Annotated in this window: 20 protein-coding genes; 10 read left to right on the forward strand and 10 right to left on the reverse strand. The window is 36.0% G+C overall.

Translation table 11 applies throughout. From position 1 onward, the window contains the following. Positions 1–192: 192 nt before the first annotated feature. Complete coding sequence (nrdD, locus tag C9J51_RS00650; protein WP_045040139.1) at positions 193–2,328, reverse strand: anaerobic ribonucleoside-triphosphate reductase; 2,136 nt, start codon at positions 2,326–2,328, stop codon at positions 193–195. A 320-nt stretch (positions 2,329–2,648) separates the two neighbouring features. On the opposite strand from nrdD, the gene C9J51_RS00655 reads away from it, so the two are divergent. Both C9J51_RS00655 and C9J51_RS00660 read left to right on the forward strand, forming a co-directional pair. Further along, positions 2,649–3,755 (forward strand): GGDEF domain-containing protein, encoded by a 1,107-nt coding sequence (locus C9J51_RS00655; RefSeq protein WP_045040138.1) that lies wholly within the window; start codon positions 2,649–2,651, stop codon positions 3,753–3,755. A gap of 236 nt (positions 3,756–3,991) precedes the next feature. Beyond that, on the forward strand, positions 3,992–4,831 hold the full coding sequence (locus C9J51_RS00660) for an endonuclease/exonuclease/phosphatase family protein (RefSeq protein WP_170073302.1): 840 nt from the start codon (positions 3,992–3,994) through the stop codon (positions 4,829–4,831). On the opposite strand, the gene C9J51_RS00665 is transcribed toward C9J51_RS00660, so the two are convergent. Further along, the gene (locus tag C9J51_RS00665) at positions 4,832–6,178 is read right to left on the reverse strand and encodes a sigma-54-dependent transcriptional regulator (protein ID WP_045036461.1); all 1,347 of its coding nucleotides are present in this window, start codon (positions 6,176–6,178) and stop codon (positions 4,832–4,834) included. A 411-nt stretch (positions 6,179–6,589) separates the two neighbouring features. On the opposite strand from C9J51_RS00665, the gene C9J51_RS00670 reads away from it, so the two are divergent. Continuing rightward, positions 6,590–6,982 carry a DUF2750 domain-containing protein gene (locus C9J51_RS00670; RefSeq protein WP_045036460.1) on the forward strand — a complete coding sequence of 131 codons (393 nt, stop codon included), beginning with the start codon at positions 6,590–6,592 and terminating at the stop codon, positions 6,980–6,982. Positions 6,983–7,053: 71 nt separating this feature from the next. Next, positions 7,054–7,413, forward strand: a complete 360-nt coding sequence (locus tag C9J51_RS00675) for a HopJ type III effector protein (RefSeq protein WP_107236507.1) — start codon at positions 7,054–7,056, stop codon at positions 7,411–7,413. 54 nt (positions 7,414–7,467) lie between these two features. On the opposite strand, the gene C9J51_RS00680 is transcribed toward C9J51_RS00675, so the two are convergent. Continuing rightward, positions 7,468–7,797, reverse strand: a complete 330-nt coding sequence (locus C9J51_RS00680; RefSeq protein WP_045036458.1) for a hypothetical protein — start codon at positions 7,795–7,797, stop codon at positions 7,468–7,470. A 330-nt stretch (positions 7,798–8,127) separates the two neighbouring features. Here C9J51_RS00680 and C9J51_RS00685 point away from each other — a divergent pair, with 330 nt between their 5' ends. Further along, positions 8,128–8,907, forward strand: coding sequence for a RelA/SpoT domain-containing protein (locus C9J51_RS00685; RefSeq protein WP_045036457.1), 780 nt, complete (start codon positions 8,128–8,130; stop codon positions 8,905–8,907). 62 nt (positions 8,908–8,969) lie between these two features. Here C9J51_RS00685 and C9J51_RS00690 read toward each other — a convergent pair whose 3' ends face one another. The 3 genes from C9J51_RS00690 to C9J51_RS00700 form a co-directional block, all read right to left on the reverse strand. Further along, a complete protein-coding gene (locus tag C9J51_RS00690) occupies positions 8,970–10,001 on the reverse strand; it encodes a sugar-transfer associated ATP-grasp domain-containing protein (RefSeq protein WP_045040133.1) in 1,032 nt (343 codons plus the stop codon). Between the two features lie 548 nt (positions 10,002–10,549). Further along, the gene (locus C9J51_RS00695; RefSeq protein ID WP_045036455.1) at positions 10,550–12,898 is read right to left on the reverse strand and encodes a glycosyl hydrolase family 18 protein; all 2,349 of its coding nucleotides are present in this window, start codon (positions 12,896–12,898) and stop codon (positions 10,550–10,552) included. A gap of 414 nt (positions 12,899–13,312) precedes the next feature. Next, the gene (locus C9J51_RS00700; RefSeq protein ID WP_045036454.1) at positions 13,313–13,561 is read right to left on the reverse strand and encodes a GlsB/YeaQ/YmgE family stress response membrane protein; all 249 of its coding nucleotides are present in this window, start codon (positions 13,559–13,561) and stop codon (positions 13,313–13,315) included. 263 nt (positions 13,562–13,824) lie between these two features. Between C9J51_RS00700 and yjjG the strand changes: the two genes are divergently transcribed. From yjjG to brnQ (C9J51_RS00715), 3 genes are all read left to right on the forward strand, one after another. Beyond that, positions 13,825–14,502: a pyrimidine 5'-nucleotidase gene (gene yjjG, locus C9J51_RS00705; protein ID WP_107250322.1), complete on the forward strand. Its 678-nt coding sequence runs from the start codon at positions 13,825–13,827 to the stop codon at positions 14,500–14,502. 381 nt (positions 14,503–14,883) lie between these two features. Then, on the forward strand, positions 14,884–16,203 hold the full coding sequence (gene brnQ / locus C9J51_RS00710; protein ID WP_082064157.1) for a branched-chain amino acid transport system II carrier protein: 1,320 nt from the start codon (positions 14,884–14,886) through the stop codon (positions 16,201–16,203). A gap of 598 nt (positions 16,204–16,801) precedes the next feature. After that, the gene (gene brnQ, locus C9J51_RS00715) at positions 16,802–18,136 is read left to right on the forward strand and encodes a branched-chain amino acid transport system II carrier protein (RefSeq protein WP_045040132.1); all 1,335 of its coding nucleotides are present in this window, start codon (positions 16,802–16,804) and stop codon (positions 18,134–18,136) included. A 141-nt stretch (positions 18,137–18,277) separates the two neighbouring features. Here brnQ (C9J51_RS00715) and C9J51_RS00720 read toward each other — a convergent pair whose 3' ends face one another. The 3 genes from C9J51_RS00720 to C9J51_RS00730 all read right to left on the reverse strand — a co-directional run bounded on the left by C9J51_RS00720 (position 18,278) and on the right by C9J51_RS00730 (position 21,104). Next, positions 18,278–18,454, reverse strand: coding sequence for an ATPase (locus C9J51_RS00720; RefSeq protein WP_045040131.1), 177 nt, complete (start codon positions 18,452–18,454; stop codon positions 18,278–18,280). Positions 18,455–18,550: 96 nt separating this feature from the next. After that, positions 18,551–20,254 (reverse strand): phospho-sugar mutase, encoded by a 1,704-nt coding sequence (locus C9J51_RS00725; RefSeq protein ID WP_045040130.1) that lies wholly within the window; start codon positions 20,252–20,254, stop codon positions 18,551–18,553. Positions 20,255–20,582: 328 nt separating this feature from the next. Continuing rightward, positions 20,583–21,104, reverse strand: coding sequence for a DUF2058 domain-containing protein (locus tag C9J51_RS00730; protein WP_045036449.1), 522 nt, complete (start codon positions 21,102–21,104; stop codon positions 20,583–20,585). Between the two features lie 391 nt (positions 21,105–21,495). On the opposite strand from C9J51_RS00730, the gene C9J51_RS00735 reads away from it, so the two are divergent. After that, a complete protein-coding gene (locus C9J51_RS00735; RefSeq protein ID WP_045036448.1) occupies positions 21,496–21,978 on the forward strand; it encodes a YidB family protein in 483 nt (160 codons plus the stop codon). Positions 21,979–22,026: 48 nt separating this feature from the next. On the opposite strand, the gene astB is transcribed toward C9J51_RS00735, so the two are convergent. Continuing rightward, positions 22,027–23,364, reverse strand: a complete 1,338-nt coding sequence (astB, locus tag C9J51_RS00740) for an N-succinylarginine dihydrolase (protein ID WP_107274784.1) — start codon at positions 23,362–23,364, stop codon at positions 22,027–22,029. 330 nt (positions 23,365–23,694) lie between these two features. On the opposite strand from astB, the gene C9J51_RS00745 reads away from it, so the two are divergent. Continuing rightward, positions 23,695–24,384: a MaoC family dehydratase gene (locus C9J51_RS00745; protein ID WP_045036446.1), complete on the forward strand. Its 690-nt coding sequence runs from the start codon at positions 23,695–23,697 to the stop codon at positions 24,382–24,384. Positions 24,385–24,713 lie beyond the last annotated feature (329 nt).

Below are 24,713 nucleotides of genomic sequence, written 5' to 3' on the forward strand. Positions count from 1 at the left end.
AGCACCTATAGTGCTCCATTATATTAAATGATATTGATAGTTGAATTTATCAAGATCATAGGACCAATAATATTCATATCAATATTAAAAGAATTTTCAACATTGAAAGAATTTGATGAAAGCATTGGAACAAAAACAGAAAGAACTAGAATTAACTTTTTAAACTTATTCATAACTGTATTCCCCCAATAATTACATATGCTTAACGCGACGTTTAACTTCTTCTTGTTTACCAAAGTTAAACGGACGTGCATCAGGGCTACCTAAGTAACCACATACACGGCGAGTTACTGATACGCGTGATGGCTCATGATTACCACATTTAGGACACGTAAAGCCTTTGCTCGTACAGTCAAATTCACCGGTAAAGCCACAGTCATAACATTCATCAATCGGTGTATTAGTACCGTAATATGGCACGCGAGTGTAGCTGTAATCCCACACGTTTTCTAACGCTTCAAGGTTATGTTGAATATTTGGATATTCGCCATAACAAATAAAACCACCATTAGCGACATCTGGATATGCCATTTCAAAGTCAATTTTATCGTATGGGTTTACTTTTTTCTCAACATCTAAATGGAAACTATTGGTATAAAAGCCACGATCAGTTACGCCAGCAACCACACCAAATTCTTTCGCATCAAGAGCACAGAAACGGCTACATAAATTTTCACTTGGAGTGCTGTAAAGACTAAAGCCATAACCTGACTCTTCTTTCCATGCATCTGTCGCATCACGTAAACGTTGAACAATCGCAACTGCTTTTTCACGTAACATTTCGCTATCGTAAACATGAGTCTCATTGCCATACAATGCATTCACGGTTTCATGAATACCAATGTATCCTAATGAAATTGATGCACGGCCATTTTTGAAGATTTCAGATACATCATCGTCTTCTTTTAAACGTACACCACAAGCACCTTCCATATAAAGGATAGGAGCCACACGTGCTTTAACGCCATTTAAACGTGTAATACGTGTATCTAACGCACGACGAGATAATGCTAAACGCTCATCTAGAATATCAAAGAAACGGGCTTCATCACCTTTCGCTTCTAACGCAATACGAGGTAAGTTGATACTTACTACACCAAGGTTATTTCGACCTTCATGAATAATTTTACCATCTTCTTCATAAGGACCAAGGAAGCTACGACAACCCATTGGGGTTTTAAACGACCCCGTTACTTCAACTAACTTGTCATAGTTTAGAATATCAGGGTACATACGCTTAGATGCACACTCTAATGCTAATTGCTTAATATCGTAATTGGCGTCATCAGATTTATGGTTCAGACCATCTTTAATCGCAAAAACAAGCTTAGGAAATACTGCTGTTTTATGATTTTTGCCTAAACCTGCAATACGGTTTTTAAGAATAGATTGTTGAATTAAACGCGATTCCCACGATGTGCCTAAACCAAAGCCGAATGTTACAAAAGGAGTTTGACCGTTTGCAGTGTGTAGTGTATTTACTTCATATTCTAATGATTGGAATGCGTCATAACATTCTTTTTCAATACGCGCTTGTGCAAAAGCAATAGGATCAGCAATACCCCATTCGGTTGCAACGTCTAAATGCTTAGAATAACTGACCGTAACATAAGGTGCTAACACTTCATCTATACGGTTAATCGTTGTACCACCATAAATATGGCTCGCAACTTGAGCAATAATTTGTGCTGTTACCGCGGTTGCCGTAGAAATTGATCTAGGTGTATCAATTTCAGCATTACCCATCTTAAAGCCATGCGTTAACATGCCATCAAGATCAATTAACATACAGTTGAACATTGGGAAAAACGGTGAGTAATCTAAATCATGATAGTGAATCTCGCCGCTTTCATGTGCTTTAACAATATCACGAGGTAATAAATGTTGAGTTGCATAGTGCTTAGCGACAATTCCTGCCAATAAATCACGCTGGGTTGGAATTACTTTGCTGTCTTTGTTAGCATTCTCATTTAATAATGAAGCATTGCTTTGCTCAATTAGGCCACGGATTTCATTATTTAGACGGCTTTTCTTTTCACGAGAAATATCACGATCATGACGATATTCAATATAAGCACGAGCAACAATCTTGTGTGGACCTGCCATAAGCTGTGTTTCTACCGCTTCTTGAATAGCGTGAATATCAACATTATCAGTACCGGCAAATTGTACTAATACGGCTTTGGCAACAGATACTGCGTAAGCCTCATCCATAGTATGAGATTCAGAATCGCTGATAGAATTTGCTGCCCCAATAATGGCATCTTTAATGCGTAAAACATCAAAAGATACACGGCAACCGTCACGCTTAATTACTACAGGCTTCACACCAGGCTCCTAATCTAACAAAAAATTACAGTGTCACATAACCACAAAATATAGTGTTCTATTTGTGTTCAGCAACAAGATGTGGGGTATTAAGCGCGATCTGGCGCAAAGAAACATTGATCGAGATCAATTTTTATCACGAGCAGTTTGTCTTGTGAACGATGATTATGAGCCGCCCCAAAATTTTGAATGTAAGCTTATTTGTAAACTTCATTGTCAATAAATTTATTATCACATTCAGTGAAAATTTAAAAAAAATCACTTGCCTTTCGAGTAATTCTTGAGACTATTCTATACACAATAACTATGGATGTAACCGAATGTATTTTTCATCACTAAATACTCGTATTGACGATACAATATATAAAAATTTACGCATTGGCTTTATCTGGGCATCTAAAGTTTCTTTAATTACATTACTATTAATTACTATTGTTATTTGGATTGATTATGTTCACGAAGAAAATAACAATTTATTTTTAACAACGGTAAATTTTGCCATTCAAGGACTGCTATTTGCCTTTGGTTGGCTGTTTTTTGCGCATAATAAGACACTCAACCACTACAAAATCATCTCATCCATTTATGCATTATTGTTTGGTACTACGTGGGGAGGCGCTATTATTAACCTGAATAACTTAGGACATGCCTATGTTATTGTCGAAATAGTCGGTAATCTTTTATTTCTTGTCGTTCTACTCAGTTTTTATACTTACCGCGCTGCCGTCTACCTTGCAACCCTGCCTATATTAATTTTTACGACATGGTACAGTATTACAGACCCTCGCTTTGACCTATTGTTTGCTTTCACAAAACTTGCAATTACCCTGATTATTATAGAATCTGGCAGACAGCTACTTTTTAAATGGTTTACTGCACGCATTACACAAGAACATGATAATAAGCGCTTACTTAAACAACTCGCTAAATTATCGTTTACAGACCAATTAACCCAAATAAATAATCGTCGATTTTTTGATTTTACTATTGATAAACAAATTATTAACACTAAACATCACAATATTCCACTGTCTATTATTTTAATTGATATTGACTATTTTAAACTTTTTAATGATACACAAGGGCATGTAAAAGGAGATATCTGCTTAAAATCTGTCGCGACAACAATTCGTAATAGCTTAATGAGACATAACGATACTGTATCGCGTTATGGCGGTGAGGAGTTTGTAGTGTTATTACCTAATACTGATATAAACGGTGCACGTCGTGTAGCTGAACGTATTCAACAAAATTTAGCCACATTAGCTATTGAACATCCATGCTCGCATATAAATGATTTTGTTACTGTTAGCCAAGGTATTGCCTCATGGCAAATGAATCAACGTCCAAACCAATTAATTGATACCGCTGATAGTCACCTTTACAACGCCAAAGAATCAGGTCGAAATAAATATAGCAGCACATAAAAAATGAAATGTGTAAGGACATAATTACACTTAAACATAATGACTATTGCATTATCATGTTAACAAATTATAAATAATGCGGTATTTAAATAATATCAGGCACAGTCAAGGTTCTATTAATTATAACGACCATAATAACTATGTCTTATTTCTCTTTTGCTACTCTATTCTTCATCGTATTTTCTGTCAGTATAAATAAAAGTCACGCACAACCTTTTACTTTAATGAGTTGGAATATGCAGTGGCTATCAACAAAGCCAACATCGCCGGTTGTTCGATCTGCTACTGATTATCAGGCTCTACGGCAATTATTCACAACCTACTCACCTGATATTCTTGCATTTCAAGAAGTCGACAATGCTGATGCTTTACATCAAGTGGTTGATCCACAAAAATACCAAATCTACTTTTCAGATCGTGTTAACAATTCACAAGATAATTTCAAAAAAAATAACCAATACACAGGATTTGCAGTTAAGCATCATATTATAGTCGATGATATTACTGACTTATCGCAACTCAGTTCTCCAGCAATAGCGATGGGTATTCCAAAGCCTTTTAAAAACAAATTACGCTATGGCAGTATTATAAAAATCGTTATTAATCAACAACCGATTACATTACTTAACCTTCACCTTAAATCCGGTTGTTTTACTGATAAACAACTCTCTAAACAAAAAAGCAAAGCATGCAAAACTCTCACACAACAACTGGCTTTAATTAAGCAATGGATGAATTCTCAACAACAAACATCACAATCGTTAATAATTGTAGGTGATATTAATCACCAGATCATCGACAGCCAACATTTCATAAAAAAAATAACCAACACCCCAGCTATGATTAATCAGCTATCTGCACCGATTAATGCTCATTGCACCGTTACATTAACGAATAAAAAATCACGCTATCGCACTTACCGAAAACTGATTGATCACCTTTTTGCTACAACAAATATCAATGCTCTCAGCCAACATCAAATTAATTATAATAAACAACAACTTTCAAAATTCACACTCAGTGATCACTGCCCACTATTGTTTACTTTGACGATTAATCCACTAAAAAAAGCATGACTATTCAGCCATATAATTACTATTATAATAACGCACATCTGGAATAATATTATGCTTATTAAGTAGGCGATACATCGTCGCACGAGAAACACCAAGATCTTTTGCAGCAGATGCAACTTGTCCTTTATGTGTTTCAAGCATCGTCACCAAAACACCTTTTTCAGCCTCATCTTTTATTGTGCGTAAGCTCTGCTTATTACTGCTTTTTTTTGGTAAATCAAAATGTTCTAAACTCACTTCATTACCATCATTTAATAGTGAAACCCGCTTAACTTGATTAATTAGCTCTCGTACATTTCCAGGCCAGTTATATCGTAATAACAATTGCTTGGCATCTTCACTATAATGCATTGCTCGCGTACTATATTCTTTAGCGAATTGTTGTAAATAATGTTCTGCCAATAATATTATATCCGCACCACGTTCTCTTAAAGTTGGAACTGCAACATTAAATACATTTAATCGATAATAAAGCTCTTCATTAAATATCTCATTTTTCACAGCATGTTCTAAGTTAATACTTGATGATGTAATAACTCTAACATCAAAATATTCTTGATCATTTAATTTGCCATTTTCTGGTTGTTGTAAATAATTAAGTAACTTCAACTGTAATGGCTTAGAGAGTTCTTCGACACTATTTAATAAGACGGTTCCGTTCTTAATCACATCGCTATAGTCTATATCTTGGATCGGTTCTAAAAAACGAACTCGGTGATCACCTTCCGATAATGAAGAACAGTTAATGACGGTTATATCATCATTACGGCGTTTACTTAAATTATGAATCGTTTTAGCTATCAGCTCTTTTCCAACACCTTGTTCACCACTCAATAAAACATTAACATCGGTAATCGACACCCGTTTTACCATATCTCTCAAATGCTTAATCGATTTAGATTCACCAAATAATCCAATTTCACATTGATGATTAACCTCAACTGAAGATGTTGATTCAATTTCTAACATGCCCAATTGATGTCCAGCGGTATCTAATAATTGACTTGATGGTATTGGTGTAGAAAAGAAATCAATACAAAAATTATTTATAAACTGGCAAATAGAATCAATTCTTAATTGTTCTTTTTTAATAATAGCAATCCATTTTACATGTTTAGTTTTATTCGCTCGTTGAGAAATACTATTTAAACTAAAGTCATTATTACTTAAATCAACGATACAAACACACGGACTATATTCTTCTAATATCGCGTCAGCCGTTCGTAAATCATAGCAACAATGTGTTTTCCAACCCGCTTGTTCTAATAATGCAATCCAAGGCTCGTAAGTACACCCCATGGCAACAAGACGTCCATTACTCTTTTTTTTATCATTTACAGCCACCATTAGAGTCACCTTTTAAGAAAATAACTATGTTTAATTTATATTAAAAAATATAGGTAATTTCAGTGTGTTTTGCATTGTTTCAACATTAAGAATAGCAACAAAAACAGTCAACTTTTAAATAATTAATAACATTAATAACTATATACTTGTTATATTTCATTAGATTAATGAAATACATCTCAAAAAAATTCATATGATTTATTTATCTTTTAAAAAAATAAAAAAATAATATCTTGAATTTTATTGTTTTTTTGTACATTAAACTTCCCATAAAAATACAACTATTTAGACATCTTTAAAATAACCGCAACATCTATTACTAGAGAAAAAATCGCGGATAACACAAGACGTTACTCAACTTTTGTTTTATCCTTGCTTATAAAGAACATGCATAATAAATAGGACTACAGTATGTCGACGCCATTAGATGCTGCAATGATTGAAACAATTCAAAGTTTTGATGCTGAAAAACGTTACAAACACTTAGTAAAAGAAGTTGTTGCTAATCGTGAAATATGGATTCTTATCGATGAGCATGGATGCGTTATGCTCAATACTGACGATGAAGATTGTGTCCCTGTTTGGCCAAATAAAGAATTTGCAGAAGCATGGGCAACAGGCGAATGGGAAACATGCAAAGCGGAGGCAATTTCATTAAACAAATGGCACAGCCGCTGGACTCATGGCTTAGAAGATGATGAACTTGCTCTTGTTGTCTTTCCTATTCCAGAACAAGAAGGCCTTGTTATCTACCCAGACGAACTGGATTACGAATTAAAAACATTAGCCAATAAACGCCGTTAATTAATATTTTTTCAACAGGCTAGCCATTATGCTAGCCTTATTTTTATGCATTTATAATTATAAGGAAGGATATGAATATTATTATTGAAAAAATCAAAAACATGCCAAATGATATTAATTTTCAAGATATTATAACCATTATCAATAAACACTATTATTATCAACCTACTCAATTTATAAATGGCACAACAGATAATACTATTCTTAATATTGCAGGTACTAACGAAGGATCGTGTAAAATATTTGCATTTTCACAACTGCATCAGTTATCAAAAGCTGAAACGTTGGCTTGTTTTGGTACCTTTTATCGTAATGATGTACTTCAATACCCACAAAATAATGATCATCAAAACATTCGTCAATTTATGATCTCAGGCTTAGCGGGAATTCAATTTAATCACTTTCCACTTACGATTAAAACTGAAGTATAAAAACCACTCTCTGATATCATCATGACAGTGGTTTTTATCATGTTATCACATCATTTATAATGGTTTTTTACAATGACTACACGTTTGTGGCGGCTTCATAAAAAAAGGAGAACGGCTTGCTTGACCACAACTATCACAAAATTTTGTTGATCTAATCGTCAATAAAGTAACCGGAACGAGTAAGATCAATATTGAAATCATCCATGCCACTGGTGGCTGCATAAAAATAATAAAACCACCAATCACAACATTACTAAACACAGTATAAATTGGCCATAAACGTCGCTTTTTCACTACATCATTACCACGCTGGAATAACATCACACTCCCGACAGTTAAACCTAACCAAATTACAACGAAGCCAATTAATAGATTTTCCTGCATTTTATTCCCTTCATAAGACATGGATAGTTATTTCATTACTATGCCGTATTTTACCTCTATTTGATAACATCATTTATGACAAAACTCACATGTCATATGCAAAACAACGGTTACTGTTGTTACATATCCGCTTATTGATTATCAATAATGTAAATAAACTGTAATAAATAATTCAAAAATATGAATATCAGCACAGTATTCAAGTCCCATTCAAGGTAAAGTTACTAACATGTAAACAGATAGCACATTACAACTAACATACCACCTTTTAGCTCTACCCGTTTTAGTATGTTTCGATATTGCATTTGCAGTATTTTTAGGAGTTGTTTAATGAACATAAAATCTGTTTTACGTACAAGTTTTGTTCTTTTTTGCATGCTTAGCCGCACTGTTGTAGCGGCTCCAGCGATCGCTCCCGCTTTTAATACCCACGATCAATCACAAACACGCCAAACACAAGCAAGCCGTAAAGCTTTTCAGCGTGATTTAAGTGGTCTATACAGTATTCAATCATGGAAAGATAATAACTTACGTCAACCCTTTCGTAATTTTGATTCGCTTTACTTAGCGTCAACTCATGCACAAATTGAGTTACAAACCTTACTGCAGAGTGTCAGCTTAGCATCAACAACAAATATTATTATTCCTGAAATTAAATCAGTGCAACGTTCACAGCAAAAAATCGCGACCGAGTTGCAAGGTGAAACAGATAAAATAACCGATATTGCACGAGGCTCTATTGTTGCTAAAAATATACCAGCACTAGTACAAGCTTATGAACTACTCGCAAAAGAAGCGACAATTGTTAGTGTAAAGAATCGTTTTAAAAATCCGACCCCATCAGGTTACCGTGATTTAAACGTCTTAGTTCGCTTACCTCACAGCCAAATTATTACTGAAGTTCAGCTACACTTAGATGAAATATCAACCATAAAAAATGGTTCAGAACATGATCTTTATGAAAAAATTCAACATATCGAACGTTTAGCACAACAGCAACAGCGCCCATTGTCTGAATTTGAAACAGCACAAATTAATCAACTACGTCAACAATCACACCAACTTTATCAAACAGCTTGGTTAGGTTACCTTCAACCACAAGCTGCATAAAAGCATAAAAAAAGCCCGTATGATAATCAATCATACGGGCTCCAGCACCATAAAATACAATATTAAATTGTTATTTTCTTTGGATTTTTAGTATTTAATTCTTTAATAAAATCAAAAAATGGTTCAAAAACAGGCCCATTATTCGCTTGGTGGAAACTAATATCAGACCAAAGAATATTATATTCAACAATAGATATAACGCCATCTTGATCTACTGTTAAATCCCATGACACCAAATCCTGACTCTTTAAATTCTTATGCTTTTCTTTTGCTAATGCAACAATCTCATCAAAATGAGGAACATGATGATCATCAGCAAAATCAATATTTGAAAATGGATGAGTATAGAAAATTTTATTTAACGAATAATTAAATCCACGTTTATTTAATTTCCCAAAAATATCCATACCAATAGAGATGCCACCACTAGACGCATTATCTACACGGCCACCATTACCCATACGTAAAATTGCAGAAACAAAATGAATTTCACCATGACAACGCATTGTCATTAATCGTAAAGTATTAATTGATGTCGGATTAAATTTACTTAGCTCAGGATGCTGAGAGATTAATGGTTGAATAATAAAATCAGTCTTATTATTTAATAGTTTTTCAATCGTTGTTTTAACTTTTGCAAATGTACCAATTGTTACCCCAATACCACCACCAGTACCAGAACTTACTTTAACAACAAATTCACGTCCATCTTCTGCTGTTAAAATATCAACCATTTGAGAAATAGTGATTATTTCATTATTTTCATCATAAATACAATTAGAGATTTTATTAATCAAACATTTTATTGTATGTGAACCTAATACAGTATCAATATAGCCTTTGTGATCAAGATAACCAGCAACAGTATAGTTATTAAGCTTACCTTCAACACGATTATGATAATAAGTCTCAGACAAATACTTATCTGATTGAATACCTGATGCTAATTGATATTGATGCGTCCAGAACCGTCCAGTAATAGGACTTAACTCATTACTACATTTAAACGAATCTTTATTTTTAAGACCATATTTACAATGTTTTAGATTTGCTTTTAATTCGAAAACAATACGACGTAATTTACTATTTTTCATAATCCCTCATTTAACTATTTTAACTTATCCACATATAGATCTAATCATGCAACAATCATATATATTGCTAATAAATTGATTAGTAATTAATTCATTAATATTTAATAAACTTATGTTCATTAAATATTGATAATCCAAATCAATAAAATGGAGGTATATATTTTATATTTATATATTAATACTTAATAAAATATCATAATAAACACACTTTAACTATCACATTTGATACAAATTAAACTTCACTATGACTTTATGGTTATTATTCATACAAACACTAATTAACACATAACACCTACGCTATAGATTAAATAAAATTAATATTGAAACATTATTAGTTAAATAATTACGTTCACTTAATAGTGAACGTAATTATAGTAGGAACATTATCGCTTATTAATAGCTACACAGCATTTCTTTGTTTAAACAACAATGCCATTAATTATATATTTTCAATACAGACGATGAATATAAAAGAAAACCCCATACAGTAATAAATCACGCTATGGGGCTTTAATTGTTAATTCGCTATTAGCGTTAATTAAATAAGGTTAGATACGATCCCAAGGGCCATTAGCGTTACCAGGTTGATCACCTTTAGTCCACCATTTGGCTTGGTAATTATTTCCATCAAAAAGCACTTCATCGCCACCATTATAAACTTTAGACGCAGACCAACTTCCCACTTCACCCGTATCTTCTTCTATCCATACAGATGATGTTCCAGGCGCTTCTCCTTTTGTCCACCATTGTGCAGTATATGTAATACCGTTATAAACCACGGTATCACCACTGTTATAAATAGTATCGGCATTCCACGTATCACCTATAGCGCCACCATCCGCAATTACATTTACGACAACAGTTTGTTGAGTCGAGGCTTTGCCATCAGAAACGGTAATCACAACATTCATTGTCGTGTCGGTTGTAACTGTGGGTGCGGTAACAGTAATCTTTGCTCCGCCTTCAGTAATAGCCACCTCACCCGTTGATGCAGAATAAGTCAATGCATCACCATCAGCGTCTGTCGCTGTTACTGTAATAACAACATTCTGACCACTTTCGACATCAACCGTTGCTGGTACTGTTAATTCAGGCGCTGTATTTTCAACAACACCAGAACCTTTCACATTAATGACAACAGATTTCGTTGCACTTTTACGACCATCAGTTACCTTAACCATTACTGAAGTCACTGTGTCTATCGCTGAATTAGGCGCTGTATAAGTAACCGTTGCAGTGCCATCGCCGTTATCAGCCACTTGGGCTTCGCTCGAACTAAAGCTTAAACGATCACCATCAGCATCAGTTGCTGAAACAATAAAGCTGATAGTCTCACCAGCCATGGCGACTTGCGCACTCGGTACGGTTAATTCAGGTGCAGTATTGGGAACAGTATTGGCACTAAAGACGTCATCGATCGCTTCTGCTAACGGGGAACTAAGCTTAGTACATTCTTTTAACTTAGTGCCATGGTTAATAAAAGTACCTTCACACTGAATATCACCATGAACTTGCCATACAATTACGCCACCTAAATCATTATCAACAATATATTGTGCTTTCTTCTTAATCGAAGGTACATCGTCATAACTTAAGAAATATTTACCTTTTACAGCATAAGGGACTTCTGCATTCGCATCCCACTTATGTTCCCACCCAGCAGTTTTAACAATGTAGTTATAATTTGGTGAGCCTTCAAACTCTTTCCAGTTATCAACATCAACGGCACTGAGTAATGGGCCATCAACAGACATATTATAAATACGCTTATCCGTTGGTGCGCCTAAATAGGCTTCAGCTTCTGTGGTTTGAACCCCTCGGCCATAAAACGCAGCACCAAAGTTAATTTTTTCTGATGGAATGCCTTGCTCTGCCATCCAAATACGAAGAGTTTCTAAATCTAATCCAGCATATTCTTCTTCTGGGTATGGATACAATGGCGCATTATGACCGGTAACATTTGACCATGCCCCGTTAAGGTCATACGTCATCATGTTAAAGTAATCCATTGATTTAACGAGGCGTGGCCAATTAAACCCTTCAAGTTTAGCCGTTGATGCGGAAAATGCAGCGGTCAGTAATTTATCAGGACCAATACGCTTACGGATATCTTCCATTAATTGTTCAAAATTAGCAAAATCTGTTGGATCTCCTGCGAAGTTCATGCCACCAAAACCAGGATATTCCCAGTCAATATCAATACCATGGAAACCTAATGCCATTAACTTATCTAAATCTTTAAGGAAACGGGCTTTTTTAACAGGATCTGCCGCCATTTCAGGGAAGTGCTTAGACATGCTCCATCCCCCTAACGATGCCATGACCTTAACGCCTTTTTGATTAGCAAGATCAATCAGACCCGGTGCACCACCTTCTTTTTTAAGAGGAATAGGCATATTACCTTCAATGCCTGTTGGTGTATGACGCCAACCATTACCACTTTTCACAAAACCTTGGGCTTTTACTTTTTCTGCATTTTCAGCATCCCATGGTTCATCAACAGGGAATTGATGAATATATTCCAATTCACCCCATAAAATATGGAAATCCCAGCTTGAATATACATCGGGATGTAATAATGGTCCCGGCTCTTGCACACTACCTGGTTTATAGATCTGCTTATTTCGTAAATCACCACTGTGTAAGGTTCCGTCTTTAGCGACACCAAAAAATGAGAAATTAAGAATTGAATAGATATCCATATCTACGTTTAAATGGGTCGCTTCACCTTTTACCGAAAAACCAGCATTAGTACCTTTCCATGCCTCCCATTGGGTTAAATAACCGATCACGTTCTTATTATGACTTGGGGCTGCCTGTACTTGAGCGCCTGCACTCGTTAATAAAAAACCAGCAATAATGCTCGCTATTTTAGTTTTATTAAGTCCCTTTTCCATCTTGTGCTCCACGTTATGATTAATAGCTAATTGCTATATCAGCTTTTATAAATTCAGCTGATTCTTATAACGATTAATAATGATTTTACTCATTAACAATCTGAACACAGTGTGATCGATCTTTTTTAATTTAGCGAAAAAAAATCACATCTTTAAGCTCGACAGCTAACATTTATGCAACACCAAAGGTTAATGTCATCACTTTTTAGCCACAAGATTCAAAAAAATAGTCTTTTCCGCATAAATATTAAAAAATCAACAAAGATAATATTTATATAAAAATATCATTCTAAAGTTGAAAAGGTGTTTTCTAGGACAATATTTTATATATTCAAAAAATAGACGCATAAAAAAAGCGAATCGTAAGAAACGATTCGCTTTTCAAGATAACTAACAATACTAATATTATGATTATTAACGAATAAATCGATTATAAACAAATAACAAAATGAAAGCGCCTAGCGTTGCAGTAATGATACTGCCAATATTTATACCCGTTGCATGACCAAGGCCAATAAATTGACCAACAAAGCCACCAACAAAAGCACCGCCAATACCAAGTCCCATTGTTACGATCCAACCGCCACCATCTTCACCTGGCATTAACCATTTCGCTAATGCACCAGCAATTAAACCTAAAATAATCCAAGATAAAATGCCCATTTTATTTCCTCAATTGGCTACGTTTTCACTCTTAAAGAGATGATATGATTATGGTATAAGTAGACATATATCACACTATTAAGTTCAATAAAAATTTTATATCAATAAGAAAAATTCATAGATTAAACTTATTCATTGTATTTTATAAACACATTAACGGTGATTTACTGGCTTATAGTTTTATATTTCAAGTAAACTACAACCGCCTCAATAAGCGTTAATCGCGCATGTTTTTTATTCGATAAAATAGAGAGTGACATTTAATGAAGTACCAATGGATTTTATTTGATGCTGATGAAACTTTGTTTCACTTTGACGCATTTCGCGGCCTTCAACTGATGTTTTCTCGTCACAATGTCACCTTTACCAATACTGATTTCGAACGTTATGAAGCTATTAATAAACCATTATGGATTGATTATCAAAATGGAAAAATTTCAGCCACTGAATTACAAAATATTCGTTTTGAATCATGGGCTGTAACCCTTTCTCTATCAACTGAGCAACTTAATCATGATTTTTTAATGGCGATGGCTGATATTTGTACGCCATTAACAGGTGCAAAATCACTCCTTGATGCGTTAAAGCCACATGCAAAATTGGGTATTATTACCAATGGTTTTACTGCACTACAGGAGATTCGATTACAGCGTACCGGATTTAAAGATTTTTTTGATGTGCTTATCATTTCAGAACAAGTAGGTGTAGCAAAACCAGATATTCGAATTTTTGATTATGCTTGTCAAAAAATGAGCATGACTCAACGCCAGAATATTCTAATGGTTGGTGATAACCCACATTCAGATATTTTAGGTGGTATCAACGCAGGTATGGATACGTGTTGGCTCAATGCTGAAAAAAAACCACGACCAGAAGGCATTAATCCTACTTATACCGTTTCTTCATTAACTGAATTACAAACACAACTGCTGAATCTATAATAATTGCACTCACATAAACAACCAGATGCTATTTTATGATGACGACAATCCCATTGTTTATGTAGCATTTGGTCACTCAAGATTAAAAAATAATGTTTATTTCCCCATCATGCTTTACAAGCGCGTCAATACCGATTAAGTTTGAGCCTCATCTTTCTTAGAGCGTATAAGCTATGTCTCATAACATTAACAACAATCTGGATGCTACAACTACAGCAACCTTACAGATTGCTTGTACGCTAAACTCTGTCGTCGTCGTCATTCTCTGACGCTGACGGTTAATTTATTCGTCAGTAACGCTGGCGGATATGAATTTCACTTCTAAATTATCTCTTCCAGCATACTGACTCAGATTGTTTTATTTGAATTAAGGTATGTCATTTGAAAAGAAAAGAACTTGCAGCCATCGGTTTTATGACCTTTGCATTATTTCTCGGTGCTGGTAACCTAATATTTCCACCGCTTATGGCACAACAAGCTGGTGAAAACTGGCTGATTGCTATTGCTGGGTTTTTATTGACTGCCGTTGGTTTACCCGCATTAACACTGGTTGTTCTTGGGCGTTTATCTTCTGCTGACAAATTAACGGCAGCATTACCCAAATGGATGGATCGCTCATTTTGGTTTTTAGTATTAACAACACTTGGGCCAGCTTTTGTATTACCGCGAGCTGTCACCGTTGCCTATGAAATGGGAATAAAACCTTTTTATTCGGGTAATGGATTAATGGTTTTCTCTGCTGTTTTTTGTGCTCTCACATTAGTCTTAGCGTTGAAACCCGGAAAACTTGTTGATTATATTGGTAAAGTAATGACACCCGCATTAATTGCAATGTTGGCATTATTGGCCATTTCAGCAATCGTCAATCCATTAGGCGCACCAACAACCGCAATTGAAATCTACCACAAAGCACCAACCGTTAATGGACTTATTCAAGGTTACATGACATTAGATGCTATCGCTGCTGTCGCTTTTGGATGGGTTATCATTCAAACGATTCGTAATACCGGTGTTAAATGCGACAAAGCCATTTCTTACTACACGCTTCGCATCGCCCTGATTTACGCATTTCTTATGTCACTTTGTTACCTTGCTATGGGATATTTAGGCGCAACATCATCTGAAATCGCACCACAAGCTACCAATGGCGGTGAAATTCTGACACGTTATGCTGCGGGGGAATTTGGAACATTAGGTCAACTATTATTAGCAACAATTACTTTAATGGCGTGTTTAACTACCACGGTAGGTTTAACTAATGCTAATGGTGAATATTATAAAAACACCTACGGCGTAAAATTTAAAATCAGTGCGACCATTATTATGGTACTTACGGCAATTATTTCTAATGTTGGCTTAGAAACGATAATTCAAGTAAGTCTGCCTGCTATTTTAATTTTATGTCCGATCTCAATTTCATTAATTATTTCAACCTTTTTCATCCGTAATCATTCAACACCAGAACAACGTCATGTCTCTATCAGTCAAACTACGGTAGTCATTGTAGCAACACTCTTTGGTAGTATTGATGCGCTAAATATTTTAGGCAAACTGCCCGCAACAATCGTATCACTTGCCGAACACTGGCTACCATTATTTAGCTCACACGCTTCTTGGTTAGTCCCTGTTGGCATTACTATTGTCATTAGTAAATTGTGTTCTCGTGAGTATAAAAGCACCAACAATGTTGTTGTAAACTAAGCCGTTAACACCCACCTATCATTGATAGGGTTAGTACATTACTAACCCTGTCATTTACATTTCACATTAAAAATAACGACAACTAACAACAAAACTAATTAATATTGCCACCAAAATGAAAACTAATGCACGATAATCATTTAACTAATTAATATTAAACACTTTAATCTTATTTTTATTACATCTATAAAAAAAAATTTGAAAAAAGTTATTTACAACACTAAGTTTTCTTTATATTTTTAACTCGTAATTCACGTATTTACTAATAGAAGTTGCTAAATTATGCATTCAATGCAGTTTGAATATAGAACACAAAAACACTTAGCATCGACAATGGCGGCTAACGCTTGGGTTGATTCAGCTTCTATAACGATAAAAAAAACATCTCGAATTATTTCCGCTTTTATCCTAGTGATTATTCGCTAGGCTGGCGGACAAGCTTCCGTCAGCCATGCTGATGGAAGATAGTTTCAACTCTTCATATCTTCCTTTCAGCAATCCTGCGGAACCATTATTAAACGAAGAAACAGCAAAATAACACTTACACCGTTAAGTTATTAATTACTGTTCAATATTCACCACAATGCAGGTATAACATTTGAAAACACAAGACTTACTCGCTATTGGTCTAATGACCTTCGCCCTGTTTCTAGGTGCCGGAAACCTGATCTTCCCCCCAGCAATGGGCTTAGATGCAGGTACATCACTAACATCTGCTATGAGCGGCTTCTTAGTCACCGCTGTTGGGCTTCCTGCTTTTACTATTATTGTTCTAGGTCGTATTGGTAGCACTAAAAACCTTACTAAAGCATTACCTAAATGGTTAGCTACAACTTTTTGGGTGCTATTGTTCACCGCAATTGGCCCTGCGTTTGGTATGCCACGAGCAGTTACCGTTGCTTATGAAATGGGATTAAAACCTTTTTTCAAAGCCGATCATCTCGTTGCGTTCTCTATTATATTTTCAGCTTTAACCTTAATTTTAGCGTTTAAGCCAGGCAATTTAGTCAGTTTTATCGGTAAAGTAATGACGCCTGCACTGATTTTACTTTTAGCAGGTTTAGGACTAGCCGCATTCTTTTCTCCACTTGGTGTACCTGCGGCACCTTATGGAGACTATCAACATAGTGCTGTTACTAGTGGCTTAATCCAAGGTTACATGACCATGGATGCTATCGCAGCCGTTGGTTTTGGCTGGGTTATCATTCATGCCATTAAAGAGAAAGGCGTTGTGTCACAAAAAGGCATTGCAAACATCTCATTTAAAGTGGCAATGATCTATTTTGTCCTTATGGGTGGCTGTTATATTGCTATGGGATATGTTGGTGCTACGTCAACCTCAATCGCAACCCATGGCATGAACGGCAGTGTGATCTTAACCCGTTATGTCGCGGGTGAATTTGGCGCTTATGGTCAATGGATATTAGCCGCGATTATTATCATGGCATGTTTAACCACCACCGTTGGTTTAACCAATGCTTGCGCTGAATACTACCAGCAAACGTTCAAAGCTTCGTTTGGGTTTACAGCAACAATTATAGTGGTATTAACCGGTATTATTGCTAATTTCGGTCTTAATGATATTTTGAAAGTCAGCTTACCCGCTATCTTGGTACTATGTCCGATCGCCATTGCATTAGTATTAGCATCATTAACCGCATCAACAGTGAATGTTTCAACATTAACGCATACTTCGGTATTAGTAACTGCAATGATCTTTGGTACTATCGATGCCATCAGCATTTTAGGTAAAATGCCAGCAGATCTTAACCAATTATTTAACGACACGTTACCGCTATACCAAGCGCATGCAAGCTGGTTACTACCAACATTATTAATTTTAATCATGACAACAATAATGGCACGATTACCTATCGTCGCACGTAAGTTTAATATTGTTGATTACCGTTTTGATTCAGTAACAAACAATTAATTTGAGAGCGCATAATGATAATTGGGGTTATCACAACGCGCTTTAAATCTCACATTAAGCATCCATAAAAAAGCCTCTTACTGCTCTTCATTAATGATTGAAGCAGTAAGAGGCTTTTTATTACGCCAAGATCACATGATCTTATTCAGGTAAACGCTCACCTGTCATGAATGCGTGTAAAATTTCAGGGGTTAATTCACCCGCGGCTTCTAAACGCTTAAGCTCTGCCACAATTTTCTTTTGATCATCAATTGATGGAATCGGTAATTCTGGCTCTTTTTCATAATCATCAGGTAACGATATATTAAGATCGTGCATGGTAAACCCTTGGTTATCTAAAACAAATTAAAACTGTTGCGATTATACACTGAAAATCAATCAGAGTTCAGCTTTACCACATTGTAACGACTTGAATTACAATGATGCTTGATGTTGAGCAATTAATCGATCCATAGTTTCTTGTGCGCGTAGTTGAGCATGTTCAAATGTCTCTTCTTGGCTCATCGGTTCTACCACTTCATAATAACACTTCAATTTAGGCTCAGTCCCTGAAGGGCGTACAACAACACGTGCACCATCTTCTAAATGATAGATCAATACATCACTGATCGGTAAATCAATCGCCTCCACAGAACCATCGGCAAACGTACGTAATGAGGTTTTAAAATCTTCGGTACTATCAATTGCTAATCCTGCAATCGCTTGTGGTGGCATTGCACGCAATGAATCCCCAATAGGAGCTGCTGTTGGATCAAGGGCAATACTACGTTGCGCATTAAGATATAAACCATATTCACGATAAATAGCTTCTAGCTGATCCCAAACTGTTTGCCCTTTTGTGGTTAATTCCGCCGTTAATTGCGCAAAGGCTACTAATGCAGATAACCCATCTTTATCCCATACGGTATTACCAATGGTGTAACCTAAGGCTTCTTCGTAAGCAAATAAGAATTGATGATCATCAGTTTGACGATCCATAGCAACATTGGTTAACCATTTAAAACCTGTTAATGTTTGGTAATATTGTGCTCCAAGCGCGGTGGCTATTTTGCCTAATAAGGTTGATGACACAATGGTATTACCCACTAAATGCGCAGATGCTTGCACATGGTTAAGTAGATAATAACCAAATAATGTACCAACCTGATCACCCGTTAACATTTGGAACCCACCATCAGCACAACGTGCAGCAACGGCAAAACGGTCAGCATCAGGATCATTTGCGCAAGCTAAAATAGCCCCATGTTGTTTCGCCTCTGCTATCACAAGATCCATTGCGCCGGGCTCTTCAGGATTGGGAAACTTCACCGTAGGAAAAGCGCCATCAGGCTCTCGTTGCGCAGCAACACTATAAACGTGAGTAAAACCTGCATCAGCAAGTAGTGTTTCAGCCATCTCTGCACCGACACCGTGCATGGCAGTATAAGCAAGACTAATCGCTTGTGGGTTATGATGATTATTTAATAATGGCGTCGCATTTATCGCTTGTCGATAATCTTGATAATAAGCATCATCTAGCCATACCAATAAGCCTTTTGCTTCAGCTTCAGCTAAATCCATAAGATGTAAATCAGATTGGGTTGCTTTATCTATTTCAACAGCAATACCGGCATCATGAGGTGGAATAATCTGCGCGCCGTTATTCCAATACACTTTAAAACCATTATAAGCGGGCGGATTATGGCTAGCAGTAACAACAACAGCGGCAGCGGTATGCAAATGTTTAACCCCAAAAGCCACAATCGGGGTTGCCGCCACTTTAATCGTGAGATAAACCTTAATTCCTTGGCCTGCTAATACTGCGGCGGTGTCGTGAGCAAATTGACGCGAATCAGGGCGACCATCATAACCAATCACCACCCCTTTATGAGCAGCATTGCTATCGGTACGAAGTAAATACTGACCAAGCCCTGTCGCTGTTTCTTGAATAACTAATCGATTCATACGATTTGGACCTGCACCGACGATGCCACGCAAGCCTGCTGTTCCAAATGCTAAACGCCCATTAAAGCGATCGGCTAATTCTGTCGTGGCGTTATCAGCCACTAATTGTTGTAATTCTTGACGTGATTTAGGGTCAGAATCACGTTGCAGCCAACGTGTTATTTCATTATTCATTATTGTTATCCTAGTACGTTTATCATCGCAACGTAATAATAGTCCCTGAATAATTACAATCTTCATCAGCACTATCATCATATATTTATTTATTATTTATCACCGCAGCAACAATGCAAATGATAAATACTCTCATTAAAATATGCCCTATTGGATTAAATTACAACTATCATGAAACAACATTTAATGAGCAAACGATTACTTTTATCTGAGCGTATTAACACTTTTTATCGACACACTTAAAACCATAATACTTAAAACATCCTCTTGCCAAATATTTTAAATATAAAAAAAGCCTCAAAAGAGGCTTTTCTATCGTGCGTAATATTTACCACATTAAATCGTCTGGAATGACAAAATCTGCATATGGGTCATCTTCATCAACAATACTGTCATCAACCACATTATTAAGCACAATTGATTCTTGATCACGCATTGCAATTTTATCAGCAACGGCGGCTGGAATAACTTCATAACCATCAAGGTAACGTGCAATCGCAAGACGACCATTAACAAGCTGCTTTTGCATTAACTTATCAACATAAATTTTCTTAACGGTAGTACCGTCAGTAAAGTTATAACCAATATCGCCGTTATTACGATCTAAACGGTTCATTTCAATTAATTGTTTTACTTGTGAGATGAATGCTTTTTGCAGTGCATCTTCATCACGTTGACGGTTAAGCGCTTTATCTTTCTCAAGTTGAGAGACACGATTTTCCTCAACAGCAGCTTTTGCTTCTTTTGCTTGTGTGCGTGATTTCTTCGTTGTCTTACCGGCTTTTTTTAGCTTTTTCTTATCAATCAGACCCGCTTTTAGCATTTGCTCTTGTAGGCTTAGCTTTGCCATTGAAACTCCATCAATTCTTCGTTGCAATAAGTGATTCTGCCACTCATTGGTTAATGACTACCATTATCTCTGTTTGCTCTAAAACAGGTCAAGCATTGCCGCACATTGTCTTAATTATTCTTATAAATAAATTTATCACTACATGCCTAGCTCAACGTTGCTATATCCAATATTCGATAACAATAAAAATCTGTTCTCACATTAAAATGTCATAAAATGCTGATAATTTAATCTTATTTTTGTATTATTATTAATAACATGCTTATTAATAGTCGTGAGAAATAGACTTAATAGAAAATATAACATGAGCTTATTAGATTTTGTGCGAGGCATTTATATATCACGATTTTTAGTAACTGCATAATAATCTTATCAAGCAAGGGATTTTAGTATGAATATGGTAGAAATTATTCGTCTTGGGGCACAATTTTTCAATCAATCACGTGCAAATACTCAAACTACCGATGAAAATAGTATTTTTTCAGCACTCTCTGAATTATTAAGTGGTAATGCTCAAGGTCAACACATTGATCTTCAAGCTGTTATTCAGGATCTCCATCAGTCTAATTTATCTCACATTGCTACGTCATGGCTTAGTAATGACGTTAATGCAAATATTTCAGCCACTAACATTACCACCCTATTTGGTACAGAAAAGCTAACCACATTAGCCTCTAAACTTAATATGGAAGATGCTGATATTATTATTGGCCTTCAAGATGCCTTGCCAACCATGATCGATCAAGCGAGCCCAGGTGGAGAGATTGATCATACCTTGCTCATGCAGCCAGCGGGAGAAATTCATAGTATTGATGATTTAATGGATATCAATAACCTGAAAAGCTTCGCATCAACTATCTTTAATAAAAAATAATACCATTACCTTTATAATCCGCAGAGAGTCTATAAATTACTCTGCGGATTATTCTCGTTGGAAATCATAAACGGATCCCAAATTAAGAATACGAGTCAGTTCATCTAATGCTGTTTGTGATTCCAATAATAATGATGGGTCAACTAAATCAGCTTCTACTAATCGATCTCTATAATGTAAATAAACCCATTCTCGTAAGCGTTTAAATAATGTAGCCGTCAGTAATACAGCAGGATTAACCGCTTGCTGTTCTTGCTCTGTTAGTACCACTCTTAAACGTAAACATGCCGGACCCCCACCATTTTGCATACTCTGACTTAAATCAAATAAATCAACCCGGTTAATGCCACGATCTGCTTGTAGTAACTGTTGAACATATTGCCACACTTGAGGGTTATCTCGACATTGCTGCGGTAAAATCAAACTCACATCACCATTAGGCAACGTCACTAATTGCGAATTAAACAAATAACTACTTATCGCATCATTAACACTCACCCTATTAGCGGGTACTTCTATAATAGAAAGCCCCCCTGCCATTTTTTGTTGGAGTTGTGCATAGACGTCAGATTGATTTAAAAAAGCATATTGATGACAAAGTAACGTTTGTTGATTACCAACTGCAATAACATCATTATGAAATACACCTTGATCAATCAATAATGGATTTTGTTGCACCATAATAACGTGCTGAGGATCTAACTGATGTAATCGCGCAATAGCAGCACTGGCCTCATAAGTTTGCCTTGCAGGATAACAAGATGGGGATGGTTGATTATGCTCAAAGCCATAACGCCCAAAAACAAACATTTCAAGCCCTTGATCTTCATGTTGCATACAAAAACGGGTGTGGTTAGCCGCACCTTCATCACCTAACTGTTCAGATGCTGGTAATGGTGGATGATGACAAAAATGATTATCGTCATTAAACATCGCTGCCAAAATACGTGCCGTTGTTTGATGTTCAATTGAACGATGAAAATGGCTCGCTAAATTCGCAGGCGTTAAATGTACACGCTTATCTTGTGTATCCGCTGATGGAGACACTGTTGCTGCGTTAGCTGCCCACATGCTGGATGCTGAATAACAACTGGTTAATAGCTTAGGTGCCTGCTGTGACGCTTGTTGTAATACAGAATAATCACTGCCACTAAAACCTAATCGACGTAACATTTTTATATCAGGTCGCATCTGTGGCGCGATCACACCTTGAATGAGTCCTAAATCCGCTAGCGATTGCATTTTATTCAAACCTTGCAGTGCCGCATATTTAGGATTAGAGACTTGATATTGATGAGCTAGCGAAGCAATATTACCCGCAGATAACCCACTATAATTGTGTGTCGGTCCAACTAACCCATCAAAATTAGCTTCATATGCCATCAGCTATTTCCTCCATGATCAATATGAGGTCAGTATTTCTATTATAGCCTGTACCTATTAAATTAATTTCAGCCTCAGTTAAGAACTGATGGTTTATTATAATCATAAGTAATATTTAGCGACGTTGGTTGCGATTACCTGCCTTGATTTATAAAAATCGAAAAAAACGCCATTTAATTATTGCGTAATAGCATCAACATCCTTTAAAATTAACTCATCCGATGAGTCTTATAAGTATTTGTTATAAAAAATACCAGTTGTACTACTGTAAATAATAGCTACAATGCCCTGCCCCAAACCAAAGTGTGGCATTTCAAACTAAGGTTATGCTCTATGAAAGTAAAAGTAGTCGATTTTATCAAACGTAAACGTGAAGTGTTATCACATCACCAGTTTGAATTTAAAGACTGGCTATCACCATCAATTCGTGATTATTGGATCGAATTTCTCAATAAGGCTAATAGCAGCCACTTTGCAACTTGGGTAAAAGATCATAACCTTGTATCAATATCTAATGGTGACACAGTATCTGAACCCATTGAGATTGAAATGCATCCTGAAGCAACCAAAGTCATGAATGAACTCACTGCATCATTAGGTGAAGAAATCCATGTTGGTGAATGGTTAACTGTTGATCAATTACGTATTAATAATTTTGCTAATGTGACAGACGATCATCAATGGATCCATACTGATCCAGAAAAAGCAGCGGCAGAATCTCCTTTTAAAACAACCATTGCTCATGGTTTTTTAACGCTTTCACTCCTCTCTGTATTAACAGAAAGTGTTGATCCTGCAAGTCCCAAATTTCCATCTGCAAAAATGACCGTTAATTATGGCTTAAATCAAGTTCGATTCCCTTACCCAGTTAAATCTGGCGTGAATATTCGTGCAAGAACAAAAATTCAATCCGTAACACCGATTAAACGTGGCCTAGAAATAGTACAAGAAATTACCGTTGAAATCGAAGGCTGCCGTCGTCCTGCCTGTGTTGCTGAATCAGTGATGCGCCTTTATTTTTAATTGATTGTTAATTAATACCCCTTATTAAAAAAAAGCCGATACGTCGGCTTTTTTTATTCATAACAGTAAAATATAAGAGCATAAAGCAACCTTTAATTCATTAGGTTAACTCGTTTACTTATCGTAACCACCATTAATGTAAACCTAACTTTTCATTAATGGTTATTTACCTACAGAAGAAGACTGGTATGGTAGCCGAACATTTTTTGGCTGGGTATCATTATGAACAAGTGGATAAAATTTATTCCCCTCATTTTATTGATTGGCTACTTCATCACTTATGATGTATTTAACCAAACAAGTCAACCGACACCAACAGAACAAACAAC

The organism is Photobacterium iliopiscarium (assembly GCF_003026395.1).
In the GTDB taxonomy this organism is placed as follows: Bacteria; Pseudomonadota; Gammaproteobacteria; order Enterobacterales; family Vibrionaceae; genus Photobacterium; species Photobacterium iliopiscarium.